This window comes from Stenotrophomonas maltophilia (assembly GCF_001676385.1).
GTDB classification, from domain to species: Bacteria; Pseudomonadota; Gammaproteobacteria; order Xanthomonadales; family Xanthomonadaceae; genus Stenotrophomonas; species Stenotrophomonas maltophilia_J.
In genome coordinates, this window is the sequence record NZ_LYVJ01000002.1 from 362,101 (window position 1) to 377,423 (window position 15,323).

The 15,323-nt window shown below is 67.9% G+C and carries 16 protein-coding genes; 12 read left to right on the forward strand and 4 right to left on the reverse strand.

Annotated elements, in window-relative coordinates:
• Positions 1-118: 118 nt before the first annotated feature.
• The 11 genes from A9K58_RS03965 (at position 119) to A9K58_RS04015 (ending at position 10,314) form a co-directional block, all read left to right on the forward strand.
• Complete coding sequence (locus A9K58_RS03965; RefSeq protein ID WP_065198093.1) at positions 119-658, forward strand: GNAT family N-acetyltransferase; 540 nt, start codon at positions 119-121, stop codon at positions 656-658.
• Positions 655-987: a non-heme iron oxygenase ferredoxin subunit gene (locus A9K58_RS03970; protein ID WP_065198094.1), complete on the forward strand. Its 333-nt coding sequence runs from the start codon at positions 655-657 to the stop codon at positions 985-987. Before A9K58_RS03965 ends, A9K58_RS03970 begins: the two co-directional genes overlap by 4 nt.
• 174 nt (positions 988-1,161) lie before the next feature.
• Entirely contained in the window at positions 1,162-1,569 is a 408-nt protein-coding gene (locus tag A9K58_RS03975; RefSeq protein WP_065198095.1) for a hypothetical protein, read from the forward strand.
• A gap of 153 nt (positions 1,570-1,722) precedes the next feature.
• Positions 1,723-4,014 (forward strand): TonB-dependent receptor, encoded by a 2,292-nt coding sequence (locus A9K58_RS03980; RefSeq protein ID WP_065198096.1) that lies wholly within the window; start codon positions 1,723-1,725, stop codon positions 4,012-4,014.
• Between the two features lie 68 nt (positions 4,015-4,082).
• Entirely contained in the window at positions 4,083-4,802 is a 720-nt protein-coding gene (locus A9K58_RS03985) for a tetratricopeptide repeat protein (RefSeq protein WP_065198097.1), read from the forward strand.
• 10 nt (positions 4,803-4,812) lie between these two features.
• Positions 4,813-5,490: a Fe2+-dependent dioxygenase gene (locus A9K58_RS03990; RefSeq protein ID WP_065198098.1), complete on the forward strand. Its 678-nt coding sequence runs from the start codon at positions 4,813-4,815 to the stop codon at positions 5,488-5,490.
• 137 nt (positions 5,491-5,627) lie between these two features.
• Entirely contained in the window at positions 5,628-6,266 is a 639-nt protein-coding gene (locus A9K58_RS03995) for a PepSY-associated TM helix domain-containing protein (RefSeq protein WP_065198099.1), read from the forward strand.
• Positions 6,267-6,291: 25 nt separating this feature from the next.
• Positions 6,292-6,810: a DUF2271 domain-containing protein gene (locus tag A9K58_RS04000; RefSeq protein ID WP_065198100.1), complete on the forward strand. Its 519-nt coding sequence runs from the start codon at positions 6,292-6,294 to the stop codon at positions 6,808-6,810.
• Between the two features lie 75 nt (positions 6,811-6,885).
• Entirely contained in the window at positions 6,886-7,689 is an 804-nt protein-coding gene (locus A9K58_RS04005) for a DUF4198 domain-containing protein (protein WP_065198101.1), read from the forward strand.
• A 52-nt stretch (positions 7,690-7,741) separates the two neighbouring features.
• Complete coding sequence (locus A9K58_RS04010) at positions 7,742-8,713, forward strand: FAD:protein FMN transferase (protein ID WP_065198102.1); 972 nt, start codon at positions 7,742-7,744, stop codon at positions 8,711-8,713.
• Positions 8,710-10,314: a sulfite reductase subunit alpha gene (locus A9K58_RS04015; protein WP_065198103.1), complete on the forward strand. Its 1,605-nt coding sequence runs from the start codon at positions 8,710-8,712 to the stop codon at positions 10,312-10,314. The genes A9K58_RS04010 and A9K58_RS04015 overlap by 4 nt, the downstream gene beginning before the upstream one ends.
• Before the next feature lie 141 nt (positions 10,315-10,455).
• Here A9K58_RS04015 and A9K58_RS04020 read toward each other — a convergent pair whose 3' ends face one another.
• From A9K58_RS04020 to A9K58_RS04035, 4 genes are all read right to left on the reverse strand, one after another.
• Entirely contained in the window at positions 10,456-11,064 is a 609-nt protein-coding gene (locus A9K58_RS04020; protein WP_065198104.1) for a HutD/Ves family protein, read from the reverse strand.
• Positions 11,065-11,098: 34 nt separating this feature from the next.
• Positions 11,099-11,824 carry a murein L,D-transpeptidase catalytic domain family protein gene (locus tag A9K58_RS04025; protein ID WP_065198105.1) on the reverse strand — a complete coding sequence of 242 codons (726 nt, stop codon included), beginning with the start codon at positions 11,822-11,824 and terminating at the stop codon, positions 11,099-11,101.
• A 16-nt stretch (positions 11,825-11,840) separates the two neighbouring features.
• Positions 11,841-12,935 carry a L,D-transpeptidase gene (locus A9K58_RS04030; RefSeq protein WP_065198106.1) on the reverse strand — a complete coding sequence of 365 codons (1,095 nt, stop codon included), beginning with the start codon at positions 12,933-12,935 and terminating at the stop codon, positions 11,841-11,843.
• 352 nt (positions 12,936-13,287) lie between these two features.
• Entirely contained in the window at positions 13,288-13,599 is a 312-nt protein-coding gene (locus A9K58_RS04035; RefSeq protein WP_231109246.1) for a ComEA family DNA-binding protein, read from the reverse strand.
• 214 nt (positions 13,600-13,813) lie between these two features.
• Between A9K58_RS04035 and A9K58_RS04040 the strand changes: the two genes are divergently transcribed.
• Positions 13,814-15,307, forward strand: coding sequence for a M20 family metallopeptidase (locus A9K58_RS04040; protein WP_065198108.1), 1,494 nt, complete (start codon positions 13,814-13,816; stop codon positions 15,305-15,307).
• The last annotated feature ends 16 nt before the right edge of the window (positions 15,308-15,323 follow it).

Genomic DNA, 15,323 nt, shown 5'->3' on the forward strand with positions numbered 1-15,323 from the left:
GGTCCATGGCCTGCCGTTGAGTCAGTAGATACCGGAGTCAGATCCCTTTCGCGTTGCGAAAGGGATCTGACCCCACTCCCCCATTTGCGCCCGCCGCCACCCCACCTAGAATGTCCCCATGAGCACCCTCACCTTCCGCGCCGCCACGCCGGCCGACATCCCCGCCCTGATCGCCCTGGTCACCTCGGCCTACCGCGGCGACGCCAGCCGCGCTGGCTGGACCACCGAAGCCGACCTGCTGGATGGCGCCCGCATCGACGCCGAAGGCCTACAGGCCGACCTCGACCGTCCGCGTTCCACCATCCTGCTGGCCGAGCGGGAGGGCCGCCTGGTCGCCTGCGCCCACGTCGCCGACGTCGACGGCAAGGGCTACTTCGGCATGTTTTCGGTCGACCCGGCGCAGCAGGGCGGCGGCGTCGGCAAGCAGCTGATGGACGCGGCCGAAGCGCACGCCGCACGCGAATGGAAGGTGCCGGTGATGCAGATGACGGTGATTGACGTGCGCGACGAGCTGATCGCCTTCTACGAGCGCCGCGGCTACCAGCGCACCGGCATCAAGAAGCCGTTCCCTTACGGCGACGAGCGTTTCGGCATTCCCAAGCGCGACGACCTGCGCTTCGAGATCCTGGAAAAGCCGCTGGCCGGAGCGGTCGCGTGAGCGAAACCTGGACCTTCGTCTGTACCGGCAACGAGCTGTTGCCGGGCGAAATGAAGAGCGTGTTCGACGAAGTGACCGGCACGCCGATCGTGGTGTTCAACCTGGACGGTGAGCTGTACGCCCTGGAAGACCAGTGCACGCATGAAGAGTTCGAGCTGTCTTCAGGCGAGTTCAACACCACCGAAGGCAGCGTGGAATGCGTGCTGCACGGTGCGCGCTTCGATGTGCGCGATGGCCGCGCCCTGTGCGCCCCGGCCTATACCCCGGTACCCAAGTTCCCGGTGAAACGCGAACACGACGCCGTCTGGACGCGCGACGACCGGGATTGAGGGCGATCCTGCGTGAAGAGCGTCCACCCATGGGGTAGATCTACTGAAACCTGCTGAAGGGCCTCCCAAGGCCCTGCCGGGCCACAGGGACCGCCGGCTCGATTGCGCATATGCGAATCATTATCGTTGATGTTATTCTACGTAACATCTTCGTAACGACCCTGCCCCTGCGTCATGGCTTCGCCCGCGCCCACCACCACGTTGTGCCAGCTCGCCCGCCAGGGGTGGCCGCTGGCCGTGGCCGTGCTGCTGACGCTGCTGCTGGGCTGGTCGGCACTGCACGAAGGACGTGGAGACGAACTCTCCGCCCACGGCTGGCAGGTGAACGCTGACGGTCTTCACCAGGCCGCGCCGCTGCCTCCTGCACCGCCGGCAGACGTATGCCCGCAGCACGCCGCTCCGGCACCGGAGCCGCCCCTGGATGGCGGGGGCAGCTCGCCCTGCGCCGGACTGCCCCCCCTGCGCGCGCCCCTGATCGCACATATCCCGCTGTGGCGCTCCGAGGCGTTGCGCTGGCAGTTGCACGATCCCGCGCTGCGGTTGAATCCCAGCCACGCGCCGCCCGCACCGCACGCCAGCTGAGGCGCCCTGCGGCCGTTGCCGTGCGCCTGATTGCGTTTACTGCCCGCCGAGCGTGGCTCGGCCCTGCAGAACCATTTCCCGCCTGTCGACGCACGCCCACCCGCTCGGGCTCGTCCTCGCCCTTTTCCAATCCAGGCCACTACCGCCCACGCCATGACCTACATCACGTCCCGCAAGTACGCCCCGCGCGTTTCCCTGCTCGCCACCGCCACCCTGGCCGCCGGCTTCGCGCCGCTGGCCGCGCAGGCTGCCGACGGCGCCGACGCCGGTTCCCGCAACGCCACCGAGCTGGACAAGGTGCAGGTGCGCGGCAGTTGGTTCAATCCGTCCTCGCCGAAGTTCACCGCCGAACTGCTGGACACCCCGAAGTCGGTGTCGATCGTGCCGGAAAGGCTGATCACCGAAACCGGTGCAACCAACCTGCAGGATGCACTGCGCATGGTGCCGGGCATCACCTTCGGTGCCGGCGAAGGCGGCAACCCGACCGGTGACCGGCCCTTCATCCGCGGCTTCGATTCACAGAGCAACGTCTTCGTCGATGGCCTGCGCGATGTCGGTTCGCAGACCCGCGAAGTGTTCGATCTGGAGCAGGTGGAAGTGGTCAAGGGCCCGAGCTCGGCCTACGGCGGCCGTGATTCCGGTGGCGGCAGCCTGAACCTGGTGAGCAAGACGCCGAAGCTGAAGAACGAGACCCACGCCAGCATGGGCCTCGGTACCGACAGCTACGCGCGCGGCACGGTAGATGCCAACTACGTGCTGGGCGATGGCATCGCCGCCCGCCTGAACCTGATGAAGCACGAATCCGACATCGCCGGCCGCGACGCCGCCAATGTCAGCCGCTGGGGCATCGCACCGTCGATCGCGTTCGGCCTGAACGGCCCGGCGCAGCTGATCGCCAGCCACTACCACATGCAGAGCGATGACCTGCCGGACGCCGGTGGTTTCCCGTACGGCAACCCGAACGGAGCGCCGGCCTCGAAGTGGGTCGACGGCCGCCCGATGGTGCCGGACCGCAACAACTACTACGGGCTGGTCGACCGTGACTTCCAGCGCACCCGCGCCGACATCAGCACCCTGGATGCCAGCTACGACTTTGGCGGCCACAAGCTGCGCAACATCGCGCGCCTGGGCAACACCAGCAACGATTACCTGTGGACCCAGCCAGACGACAGCCAGGGCAACCCGAACAACTACGGCACCTTGTGGCGCCGTACCAACAGCCGCGCCGTCGACGTCAAGAGCTTCGCCGACCAACTGGGCCTGACCGGCGCCTTCCAGACCGGTGCGCTCAAGCACAGCTACAGCGCGGGCGTGGAATACAGCGACGAGAAGATGACCCGCGGCAGCTACCTGATGACTCCGGGCACCAGCAATCCGCTGACCGGCAACAACAAGTGCCCGACCACCGGCGCGGCCACCGGTTACAACTGCACCGACTTCGCCAATCCCGACCCGCGCGATCCGTGGGCGGCCACCCATTCGGTGTACCGCAGCGACAAGGCACTGGACGTCGAACAGCGCACCAGGACCACCTCGGCCTACGTGTTCGACACGATCGAGCTCAATGAGCAGTGGATGGTCAACCTCGGCCTGCGTTACGACGACTTCCGCACCACCCTGACCACACCGGTGGCCGGCAAGGCACCGACCCGCGTGCGCAACGACAACGACTTCCTGAACTACCAGGCCGGCGTCGTGTTCAAGCCGGTCGCCAACGGCAGCATCTACCTGTCCTGGGGTACCTCCTCGACCCCGCCGGGCATGGACGGCGGTGACGGTTCGGACGGCCTCAGTGCCGCCGTGGCCGACCTCAAGCCGCAGGATACGAAGAACCTCGAGCTGGGCACCAAGTGGGACCTGTTCGACCAGCGCCTGAATCTCACTGCGGCGATCTTCCACACCGTGATGAACAACGCGCGCGTGACCGTCGACAATGGCACCAGCCAGAACGCCGGCAAGAAAGAGATCAACGGTTTCGAGCTGGGCTTCAACGGCCAACTGACCGATGCCTGGAGCCTGTATGGCGGCTACACCTACCTCGATTCCGAGCTGAAGGACAACGGCTTCGTCTGTGGCGCACCGGTGGGCCGCACCTGCCCCTCCAACGTCTACGTGCCCTCGCCGTACAACGGCAACGTGTTCCCGAACACCGCCAAGCACAGCGCCAACCTGTGGACCACCTACCGCTTCCCGATCGGCCTGACCGTGGGCGCCGGTGCGTTCTACTCGGACAAGCAGTACGGTGACGTCGCCAACACCAAGTGGATCGCCAGCTACACCCGCTTCGACGCCATGGCCAGCTACGCGCTCCAGGACAACATCAGCCTGCAGCTCAACGTGCAGAACCTGACCGACAAGACCTACTTCACCAAGGCTTATGCCTCGCACTACGCGAGCATCGCCCCGGGTCGCTCGGCCACCCTGGCACTGAACGTGAAGTTCTGATGTAACTCCGCTCCACCACGGCGGCAGGCGCTCCTGCCGCCGTTCTTGTTTCCGGCGATACTCACCCCATGGCGACCCGTACCTCCATCGACAGCGATGCCCTGGCCGAGCTGCTGCTGCACGATCCAGAGGCGGCCTTCGCAAATGTGCGCGATGCCGCGCAGGCCGGGCAGGTCGAAGCACAACTGCTGCTTGCGCAGATGCACATGGAAGGCAAAGGCACCACGCCGGACGCCTCGGCGGCCCTGCTCTGGTACGAAACCGCCGCCAACAATGGCGCCCCGATGGCGATGAACATGCTTGGCCGCTGCCATGAACTGGGCCGGGGCACTGCGCCCGATCCGGCACTGGCGGCGGTGTGGTACCGGCGCGCCGCCGACACCGGGCTGGACTGGGGCCTGTACAACCTGGCCAACCTGCTGGCCACCGGCCGCGGCGTGACGCAGGACCGCGCACAGGCACTGGCCCTGTATACCCGTGCCGCGCACCTGGGCCACGCCAAATCGATGAACCTGCTGGCCCGCCACCTCGAAGACGGCCTGGACACCGCACCAGACCCCCAGGCGGCCCTGGCCTGGTACCAGCGCGCGGCCGAAGCCGGTGATTTCCGCGGCCAGGCCAACTACGCCTCGATCCTGCTGCAGGCCGGCCAGATCGAACAGGCCGTGCACTGGCTGCGGCTTGCACTGGCCCACGGCAGCCCGGCGTTCATGGCGCACATCGTGCCGGAGCTGGCCGCGTCCCCGCATCCGCAGGTGCGCGCCCTGGTCGCACCGCCTTCCCTCTGAGGAGTCCTGCATGCTGCTGCACATCCCCGACATCCTCAGCACCGGGCAGGTCGCCGAGTTCCGCCGCCGGCTGGATGCCGCCGACTGGACCGATGGCCGCGAGACCGTCGGCCATCTGGGCGCGCAGGCCAAGCACAACCAGCAGCTGCCCGAAGCGTCGCCGCTGCGCCGCGAGCTCGGCGAGATCATCCTCGTCGCACTGGCCCGGCACCCGCTGTTCTTCAGCGCCGCGCTGCCGCTGAAATACCTGCCGCCGCGCTTCAACCGCTACAGCGGTGGTGGCACCTACGGCTTCCACGTCGACGGCGCGGTGATGAACCTGGCCAACGGCGAACAGCTGCGTTCGGACATTTCCTGCACGCTGTTCCTGTCGGCGCCGGACGAGTACGAAGGCGGTGAGCTGATCATCAGCGATACCTACGGCGAGCACGAAGTGAAGCTGCCGGCCGGCGACCTGATCGTGTATCCGTCCAGCAGCCTGCACCAGGTCCGGCCGGTTACCCGCGGTGCGCGCGTGGCATCGTTCTTCTGGGTGCAGAGCATGGTCCGCGACGATGTGCAGCGCCGCCTGCTGTGGGAAATGGACGGCTCGATCGAGCGCCTGCGACAGACCGGCGGCGACGCCGAAGCAGTGCTGCAGCTGACCGGCGTGTACCACAACCTGCTGCGGCGCTGGAGCGAGGTCTGAGCGCCCGCTGCCCCGGCAGACACCGACCTCGACCGGCACAGGCTCCCCGCTGGAGGAACACGGAACCGAGCAACGCAATTGCGAGCTATTCTCATCAATGATGTAATGAGCAATCCCTGGCCACCCCTTACCCTGCCGTGACCCGCCCTGCCCCTTCCACCGTGCAGCAGCAACAAAGCCGCGGCTTCTGGCTGCGCACGCTGCACCAGTGGCACTGGATCAGCTCGGCGGTGTGCCTGGTCGGCATGCTGTTGTTTGCGGTCACCGGCCTGACCCTCAACCATGCGGCGAAGATCGAGGCCAAGCCAGAGGTGCACAACCAGCACGTGGAACTGCCCGCCGCGCTGCTTGGCCAACTCGGCCCGCGTGAGGACGGCAACGCTCCAATCCCGCGCCCCGCCCGGCAATGGCTGGATGCGCAGTTGGGTATTGCCATCGGCGGGCGCCCGGCCGAGTGGTCGGCTGACGAGATCTACCTGTCGCTGCCGCGGCCCGGCGGCGACGCCTGGTTGAGCATTGATCGCCAGACCGGCGCCGTGGAATACGAATCGACATCGCGCGGCGCGGTGTCCTACCTCAACGACCTGCATAAGGGCCGCAACGCCGGTCCGGCGTGGGGTTGGTTCCTGGACCTGTTCGCCGTGGCCTGCCTGGTGTTCTGCATCACCGGCCTGTTCCTGTTGCACCTGCATGCGCGGCAGCGGCGTATGACCTGGCCGCTGGTCGGCCTCGGCCTGATGATTCCACTGCTGGTCGCCCTGCTGCTGATCCACTGACCTTCCCCATTCCCGGAGCCGCCCCATGCGCGTCACCCTGACCATCGCCCTCAGCGGGCTGCTGGCCACCTCGCCGGCCTACGCCGCCACCCTGGACATCAACGTCGAAGTGCCCACGCTCCGCGTGGCCGAATACCACCGCCCGTATGTGGCGGTATGGCTGGAAGGCGCCGACCAGAAAGTCGCGGCCAACCTGTCGGTCTGGTACCAGCAGACCGGCAACAGCGAAGGCCACGGCACCAAGTGGTTGCCCGACCTGCGCCAGTGGTGGCGCAAGAGCGGCCGCACCCTGCAGGTACCGGTGGACGGCGTGACCGGCCCGACCCGACCCGCCGGCCGGCACGCGCTGTCGTTCAACGACAGGCAGCCGGCGCTGAAACAGCTGGCCCCGGGCAACTACACCCTGGTAGTGGAAGCAGTGCGCGAAGTTGGCGGCCGTGAACTGCTGAAGATCCCCTTCACCTGGCCGGCCACCGCCGCGCAGAGCGGCAAGGCGCAGGGCAGCACCGAACTGGGCCAGGTCACCCTCGCCGTCAAACCCTGAAAAGGGGACGGAGGGGATTAAGTCGTAATCCCCTTCTCCTTGCCGCATCACCCCGCATCCACTGGAGTCTTCCGCATGAAGCGCACGCTTGTCCTCGCCGCCGCCCTGGCCGTTGCCCTTCCCTTCTCCGCCCTGGCCCACAAGGCCTGGCTGCTGCCCTCGCAGACCGTGATCGCCGGCAATGCACCGTGGATCACCGTCGATGGTGCGGTCTCCAACGACCTGTTCTACTTCAACCACGTGCCGCTGCGCCTGGAATCGCTGGTGATCACCGCGCCGGACGGCAGCAGCGTGCAGCCGCAGAACGCGTCCACCGGCAAGTACCGCAGCGTGTTCGACATCGAACTGAAGCAGCCGGGCACCTACCGCATCGCGTCGGTCAATGACGGCCTGTTCGCCACCTACGAACAGAACGGCGAGCGCAAGCGCTGGCGCGGCAGCGCCGCCACCTTCGGTGAACTGCCCAAGGACGCGAAGAAGCTGGAAGTAAGCCAGTCGGTCGGCCGTGTGGAGACCTTCGTCACCAACGGCGCGCCGAACGACACCGCACTGAAGCCGACCAACCGTGGCATCGAGCTGGTGGCCGTCGGCCATCCGAACGATCTGTTCGCTGGCGAGGAAGCGACGTTCCGCGTGCTGGTCGACGGCAAGCCGACCGCAGGCCTGGAATTCGAGATCGTGCGTGGCGCCACCCGCTACCGCAACGCGCAGGACGAGCTGAAGGTCACCAGCGATGCCAAGGGCGAAATCAGGGTGACCTGGCCGGAAGCCGGCATGTACTGGCTGGAAACCGGCACCGAGGACAGCAAGACTTCGGTGAAGCAGGCCGCCAAGCGCCGCCTGAGCTACGTCGCCACGCTGGAGGTACTGCCGCAGTAATGGCCTGGAGCGCGATGCCGGGCACCCGGCATCGTGCCCGCAGCACACCACCATGACCGATCCCCTGCTCGACATCGCCCGCCTCGGTGGCACCACCATGGGCACCACCTGGAGCGTGTCGCTGGTCGCCCCGTGCCAGCGCGACCTGCACCCGTTGCATGCTGGCATCCAGGCGCGGCTGGATGAGGTGGTCGCGCAGATGAGCACCTGGGAGTGCGGCTCGGACATCAGCCGCTACAACCGCGCCGAGGCCGGCCAGTGGTGCGCGCTGCCCGCCGAAACGCGCCACGTCCTGGCCTGTGCGCAGGCGATCGCCGCCACCAGCAACGGCGCGTTCGATCCCACCGTGGGTCCGCTGGTTGCACTGTGGGGCTTCGGTGCCCATGCCGGTAAACGCCGCCAGCCCGATGCCGGCCTCCTGCAGGCCACCCGCGAACGGTGCGGCTGGCAGCGCCTGCAGTGGCAGGACGATGCGCTGCTGCAACCGGGCGGGCTGGAACTGGATCTTTCTGCCATCGCCAAGGGCTTCGGCGTCGATCACGTCACCGCGTGGCTGCGTGGACAAGGCGTTGCCGCAGCGCTGATTGAGGTCGGCGGTGAACTGGCCGGCTACGGCCGCAAACCGGACGGCCAGCCGTGGCGCGTACTGGTGGAATCCGCGCCGGAAGAAGACGCGCAAACCGATGCTCCGCCACGGGTGCTGGCGCTGGACGGCAAGGCGGTGGCCACCTCCGGCGATCGCTGGCACCAGTACCAGGCCGATGGCGAGGCCTACAGCCACAGTCTCGACCCGCGTACCGGCAGACCGGTACGGCAGGTTGCCGCAGCGGTCACCGTGGTAGCCGACGACGCGATGCACGCCGATGCCTGGGCCACTGCGCTGACCGTACTCGGTCGCGAGCAGGGCATGGCGCTGGCCGAACGCGAAGGCTTGGCCGCGCGCTATCTGCAGCGCGCCGCAGACGGCCCGCAGGAATTTCTCAGCAGCGCCTTCCAGCGCCTGCTCGACGAGCAGGACGCATGAGCACTCGGCCGTCGCGCGCCTGGCTCGGCAACACCCTGGTGCTGCTCCTGCTGGCGCTGATCGGCTGGGCGCTGCTGCGCCTGCACCTCGGCGAAGCCTGGTGGCAGGGCGCGCCACCGGCGCGGCACTCGCAGATCGCGGTGCTCGCCACGGTACTGTACGCGCTGGCCTGCGCTGCACTGTGGTGGCGAGGACGCCCGCGCAACGATGCCGCATCCGGCGATACCGTGCCGATCCTGCTGGCCTGGTCCAGCCAGACCGGTTTCGCTCGCGAACTCGCCGAACGCAGCGCCGAAGTCCTGCGCGGCGCGGGGCTCCCGGCGCGCGTGCGCGGACTGCATGAGGTGGATGCAGCGCTGCTGGCCGGCAGCCAGCGCGCGCTGTTCATCGCCAGCACCACCGGTGAGGGCGATCCACCCGACCACGCCCTGCCCTTCCTGCGCGGCGTGATGGCCACGCCGCCGTCGCTGCAGCACCTGCACTACGCCGTGCTGGCGCTGGGTGACCGCAGCTATGGCCACTTCTGCGGATTCGGCCACCAGCTCGACCAGTGGCTCCGCCAGCACGGTGCGCATCCGCTGTTCGATGCGATCGAGGTCGACAACGCCGATCCGGGGGCCCTGCGTCATTGGCAACAGTTGCTGGGACAACTCGGCGCGGACGCCAGCGAACTGCCCGACTGGACCCCGGCCGAGTACCAGCCGTGGACGCTGCTGCGGCGCGAGCATCTGAACCCGGGCAGCCCGGGTGGCCCGGTGTACTGGCTGCGCCTGCAGCCGCCTCCCGCCGCCACTGCGCAGTGGCAGGCCGGCGACATTGCCGAGATCGGCCCGCAGCATGCCCGTCACAGCGCGCGCGCCTGGCTGGATGCGCAGGGTTTCGATGCGGACACGGTGCTGGACGACGGGCAGACGCTGCTGGCCCGCGTCGAACGCTCGCACCTGCCTTCGCGGGTCCCGCCGGATGATCTGCCGGCGTTGCTCGCGACCCTGCAGCCACTGCCGCATCGCGAGTACTCGATCGCCTCGGTAATGGCCGACGGTGCGGTGGAGCTGCTGCTGCGTCGGCAACTGCGCGCCGACGGCACGCCAGGCATCGGCAGCGGCTGGCTGTGCGATCACGCGGTCGTCGGGGAAACGGTGCAGCTGCGCCTGCGCCGCAACGATAATTTCCATGGCGTGGCCGCCGATGTGCCGCTGCTGCTGATCGGCAACGGCACCGGTATTGCCGGCCTGCGTGCGCACTTGCGCGAGCGCGCACACTCAGGCGCGCACCGCACCTGGCTGCTGTTCGGCGAGCGCACCGCTGCGCACGACTTCCACTTCGGCGAAGAGCTGCAGGCGATGCTGGCCGACGGCACGCTGGCGCGCCTGGATGCGGTGTTCAGCCGCGACGGTGGCGCACATCGCTACGTGCAGGACCGCCTGCTGGCCGAAGCGGCAACGCTGCGGCAATGGGTCGATGAAGGTGCGACGATCCTGGTCTGCGGCAGCCTGCAGGGCATGGCCCCGGCAGTGGACGCGGTGATCGAGCAGGTCCTGGGTGCGGCGGGCAAGGAAGCGTTGCTGCTGGCCGGCCGTTACCGGCGTGATGTGTATTAGGCGATGTAGAGCCGCACCCGTGCTCGGCTGACGGCACCGCAGCCGAGCATGGACCCGGCTCTACGGGATCGCGTGTCCACGCATGTTGGCAACCACCTTTCCAGCAGATCCACGCCATGCATCGTGCCCGCCGCCAGGGGATCATCCCTTCGCCGCGCTCACCCGGATCGCCAACAACTCACCGCCGCCCTGCAGCGCATGCCGTCGCCGCTCACGGGCCGACAACCATGCGGTATCGCCAGCCTGCAGCGCCGGCAGGGTGCTGTCGGCGCCGAAGTCGGCATGACCGGCCAGCAGATGCAGCGCCCAGGCCACGCCCGGTTCGCAGAAGAAGAACATCGAGCCGACCAGTGGCCGATGCAGCAGTTCGGCCTGCAACAACCCGCGCTTCCACATCAGGTTGAAGTCGTGGGTGGTGCCATCGACCAGTTCGCCGTGCAGCGTTTCCTCGCCGGCGAAGCGCACGCGCCCGTGTGGCGGCAGGACCTCGGCCACGCGGCCATCTTCGAAGCGCAGGCGCACGCCGTTGCCGCGCAGCAGCACCAGTTCACGCTCCACACCGGGGAAGGCGGAAAACGCGGCGTCCTGCTCGATCTCGGCCACCGACAGGCGCAGCGCCCAGTCATCGCCTTGTGCCGGCAGGCGCAGGATCTCACGGGTCCAGCCCAGGCCGTTGCGCCAACGTTCGCGGCGATAGTCCAGGCTGGAAATCACCTGGCTCGGGGTGTGCAGCAGGGAGTCGATGTTCATCGGCGCATTGCATCATGCCGCGCGCCGTCATGCATCAGCGCGTAGCGAGCGTGCCCTGGCCGCTGCACTCACCGCCCAGCAGCCGCGAGTGCTTCAGCCAGTCCTGGTCAGGGTAATAGGCGAACACCATCGTGCCACCACGCAACGCGTCGATCAGCGGCCTGGCCACCGACAGGCGCACCGCGGGGCAGCCCAGGCTGCGGCCGAGCCGCCCCTGCAGTTGTGCGGTGGCCGGGTTCACGTACGGCGCGCCGTGGATGACGATCGCGCGTTCGCGCGCGCGGTCGTTGAAGCCCGGCTCCAGCCCGGCCAGGCGCAGCGAATAACCGTTGCCGCCCATGTAGGTCTCCTGCGCGGTGAACGCACCGAGGCTGGACATGTAACTGCCATCGCGGTTGGAGAAGTGCTCGGTGCGGTTCTCGCCGCTGTTGCGGCCATGCGCCACCCATTCCTCGAACAGCAGGCGCTGTTTGGCCAGGTCGAACACCCACAGCCGAGGCTCGGTCGATGGCCGCGAATAGTCGATCACGCTGAGGCGATCACCGTTGATGCCCAGCTCCGGCCGCTGCAGGGCGCAGCGCATGGCGTGCGCCGCCAGCTGCAGCACGTGGCGGTCGGCCCTGGGCGCGCTGCGCGACAGCGCGGCAGCCAGGTCATCGGCGCTGGTGGCGAGGGCGGGCGTCTGTGCCAGCGCCGGCGCGCTGGCAGAAATCGCCAGCAGACCGAAGGTGGCCAGCCGGCACAGGCGGGATGCAGTCATGGGCACAACGCAGGACTCAGTTGTCCTTGAGGGTGGGCCCTGGCGGCTCGGATTCCAAGACCGGCTGCATCCCGGATTCAGCCGGGCTTGGGCGGACCGCCGGCAGCGAGGTCACCAGCAGGGTCGTGCCCGGCACCAGCACCCTGTACAGCTGGCGGGCAAAATCGGCCGGCAGCGCCATCGGCAGCGACGGCGTGGCCAGCAGGTCCGGCGTGGCCTGGGCCCGGTCCTGGCCCAGCAGCGGATAGGCCGTCCACTGGTGCAGCCGCTGGTTCACATCGAGCGGGCTGGGCGTATCGCTGTAGCCCTGCCCCATCACGAACAGGGTGGTGCCCTGGAACGCCGGCAGCGCGTCGGCCTTCAGCGGCGATTCGCCGATCATCACGCCATCGCGCAGCACGTACAGGCGCTGGTCGTGCAGGCTGACCAGGATGCCGACCTGCCCGGCCGGGGCCGCCCCGTCGTTCCACCAGGCCTGCGCCGACGCGCCACCCGCTGTCTCCGGCAGGGCCTGGCCGCGCGCGTTTACCGGCGCCAGCACGGCGGGATAGGCCAGGGTCATCGGCGCGCTCTTGGCATCGGCCACGACCACGGTGTCGCCGCGCTGGGTTTCGCTGAACAGCTTCTGCGCGAAGGCCTGCGGCAGGCGCACGCAGCCATGCGAGGCCGGGTGCCCGGGCAGGCTGCCACCATGCAGGGCGATGCCGTCCCAGGTCAGGCGCTGCATGTACGGCATCGGCGCGCTGTTGTAGAGGTTGGAGCGGTGGTCCTTGTCCTTCTGCAGGATGGTGAACACGCCGGTCGGCGTCTCGTGGCCAGCCTTGCCCGAGCTGATCGTGGTCAGGCCGATGGCGATACCGTTGCGGTAGACGTAGGCGCGCTGCTCATCGAGGCTGACCACCAGCACGATCGGGCCGGTCGGCGAGATTTCCGGATGCCACAGGTATTCGCCGGGCTTCAGGTCGGTCGGCCCCCGTACTTTTGCCGCTCCTGCTCCCGCCGCAGCAGCGGCCAGCCTGGCAGGATCCGGAGCCTCAGCGCGCGCCAGCAGCGGCAACGGCAGGGCCAGCGCAAGGGCGATGATCAGGGGCGTGCGGCGATGCGGAGCCATCCAGCGGGTGTCCTGTCCTTGTGGAGCGGCCACCGTACACCATCAGCCCGTAGTGGCCGCGGCAAGATCCGGCGCCGGAAATGAAATTGCCCGGCGACACAACCCTGTGTCGTACCGGGCAATCGTTACGTCCTTGTCGGCCTGCTGCCGTCCCCTCGCTTCCTGCGCTGCGGGGACGGCCTCGCATCCTGCACGCGGCCGCGTATGTCCTGCTTGTATCTCAGCCCCTTCCACAGGTCTGTGATGCCACCCTCCTGGTGATTGGTGCCGCGTCCTGCGGCAGTCGGTGGGCACGGCCATCCTGTCCGTGTCCGGTGAACCAGCTTCCTGCCGGTTCCGACGATTCCTGCTGTCAGCGCCTGGGTACGGTCCGCACCGGTACCGATCCGGGTACCGGATCCGCCGGCAACAACCTGTTGCCCACGGTGATCCGCTGCCGATTCCGTTCGACGATCGCTTTCCCTATCCCCTTCACCTGCGTCAGATCCTCGACGCTGTGAAACGGGCCGTGTCTGCGCCGGTGCTCGACGATCGCCTCGGCCTTGGCGGCTCCGACCATCGTCAATCCCTGCTGCAGCGCCTGGGCATCGGCGCGGTTGATGTCGATCGGTTCGGCGGCATGCGCCCCGGCGATCCCCATGACCAGCACCAGTGCCCTCAACACGACACTCCAAGGCACGACGTGTATCTCCTTGTGATTCTGGCCGCCCCGACCGGCAATCCCGTCGGCAGGAACAGTGTCCGTCACCACATGTGCACAGCCTATCGGTTTCCCGGATTTCCGTAAGCCAGCCAAATACCCGACGTGATGTAGGAAAAACCCTACCCGCGGCACAGGCGTAGAATGCGCGGATCAGCCCATGCAACCGGAGTTTCAGATGGACAGCGCCAAGCTCGGCCAATTCGTCAATGACAAGTGGGACAGCGAAATCGTCCCGCAGTTGGTCGACTACATCCGCATTCCCAACAAGTCGCCGATGTTCGACGCCAATTGGGTGCAGAACGGCTACATGGAACAGGCGGTCACCCTGATGGAGAACTGGGCCAAGGCCCAGCAGCTGCCCGGCCTGAAGGTTGAAGTGGTGCGCCTGGAAGGCCGTACCCCGCTGATCTTCCTGGAAATTCCTGCCTCCGGCGCCGAGACCGGCGACGACACCGTCCTGCTTTACGGTCACCTGGACAAGCAGCCGGAAATGACCGGCTGGGACGACGACCTCGGCCCGTGGACGCCGGTCCTGCGCGGCGACAAGCTGTATGGCCGCGGCGGTGCGGACGACGGTTACGCCATCTTCGGTTCGCTGGCCGCCGTGCTGGCGCTGCAGGCCCAGGGCCTGCCGCACGCGCGCTGCGTGGTGCTGATCGAAGCCTGTGAAGAGTCGGGCAGCTACGACCTGCCGGCCTACGTCGACCACCTGGCCGAGCGCATCGGCAAGCCGTCGCTGGTGGTCTGCCTGGATTCGGGCTGCGCCAACTACGACCAGCTGTGGTGCACCACTTCGCTGCGCGGCCTGACCGGCGGCAACTTCACCGTGAAGGTGCTCAACGAAGGCGTGCACTCCGGTGATGCCTCCGGCGTGGTGCCGTCCAGCTTCCGCCTGCTGCGCCAGCTGCTGTCGCGCATCGAGGACCAGGACACCGGCCGCATCCTGATCGACGGCATGAACGTGGAGATCCCGGCCGAACGCCTGGAACAGGCCAGGCGCGCTGCTGAAGTGGTCGATACCGAGATCTTCGAGAAATTCCCGATGGTCGACGGACTGCGCCCGATGAACGAGGACCTGACCGAGCTGGTGCTCAACCGCACCTGGCGTCCGGCGCTGTCGGTCACCGGCATCGGCGGCATGCCGCCGCTGGAATCGGCCGGCAACGTGCTGCGCCCGCAGACCTCGGTGAAGTTGTCGCTGCGCCTGCCGCCGACCGCCGACGGCAAGACCTGCGGCGAGTTGCTGAAGGAGGCCCTGTTGCGTGATCCGCCGAACGGCGCGCAGGTCACCCTGGACCTTGAAAAGGCCTCCACCGGCTGGAACGCACCGGCCATGGCGCCGTGGCTGACCAAGGCCATCGACGATGCCAGCCAGGCCTTCTTCGGCAAGCCGGCGATGTACATGGGCGAAGGTGGCTCGATCCCGTTCATGGGCATGCTGGGCGAGAAGTTCCCGGGCGCGCAGTTCATGATCACCGGCGTGCTCGGCCCGCACTCCAACGCGCATGGCCCGAACGAGTTCCTGCACATCCCGATGGGCAAGAAGGTCACCGCCTGCGTGTCCAAGGTGATCAGCGAACACTACGCGGCCAGCCTGCGCGGCGAGACCAGCGGTTCGCCGGTGGCGGCCGACAGCGGCACCCGCCACGGCGACCACGGCTGCTGCTGACCAGCACCCGTGACGG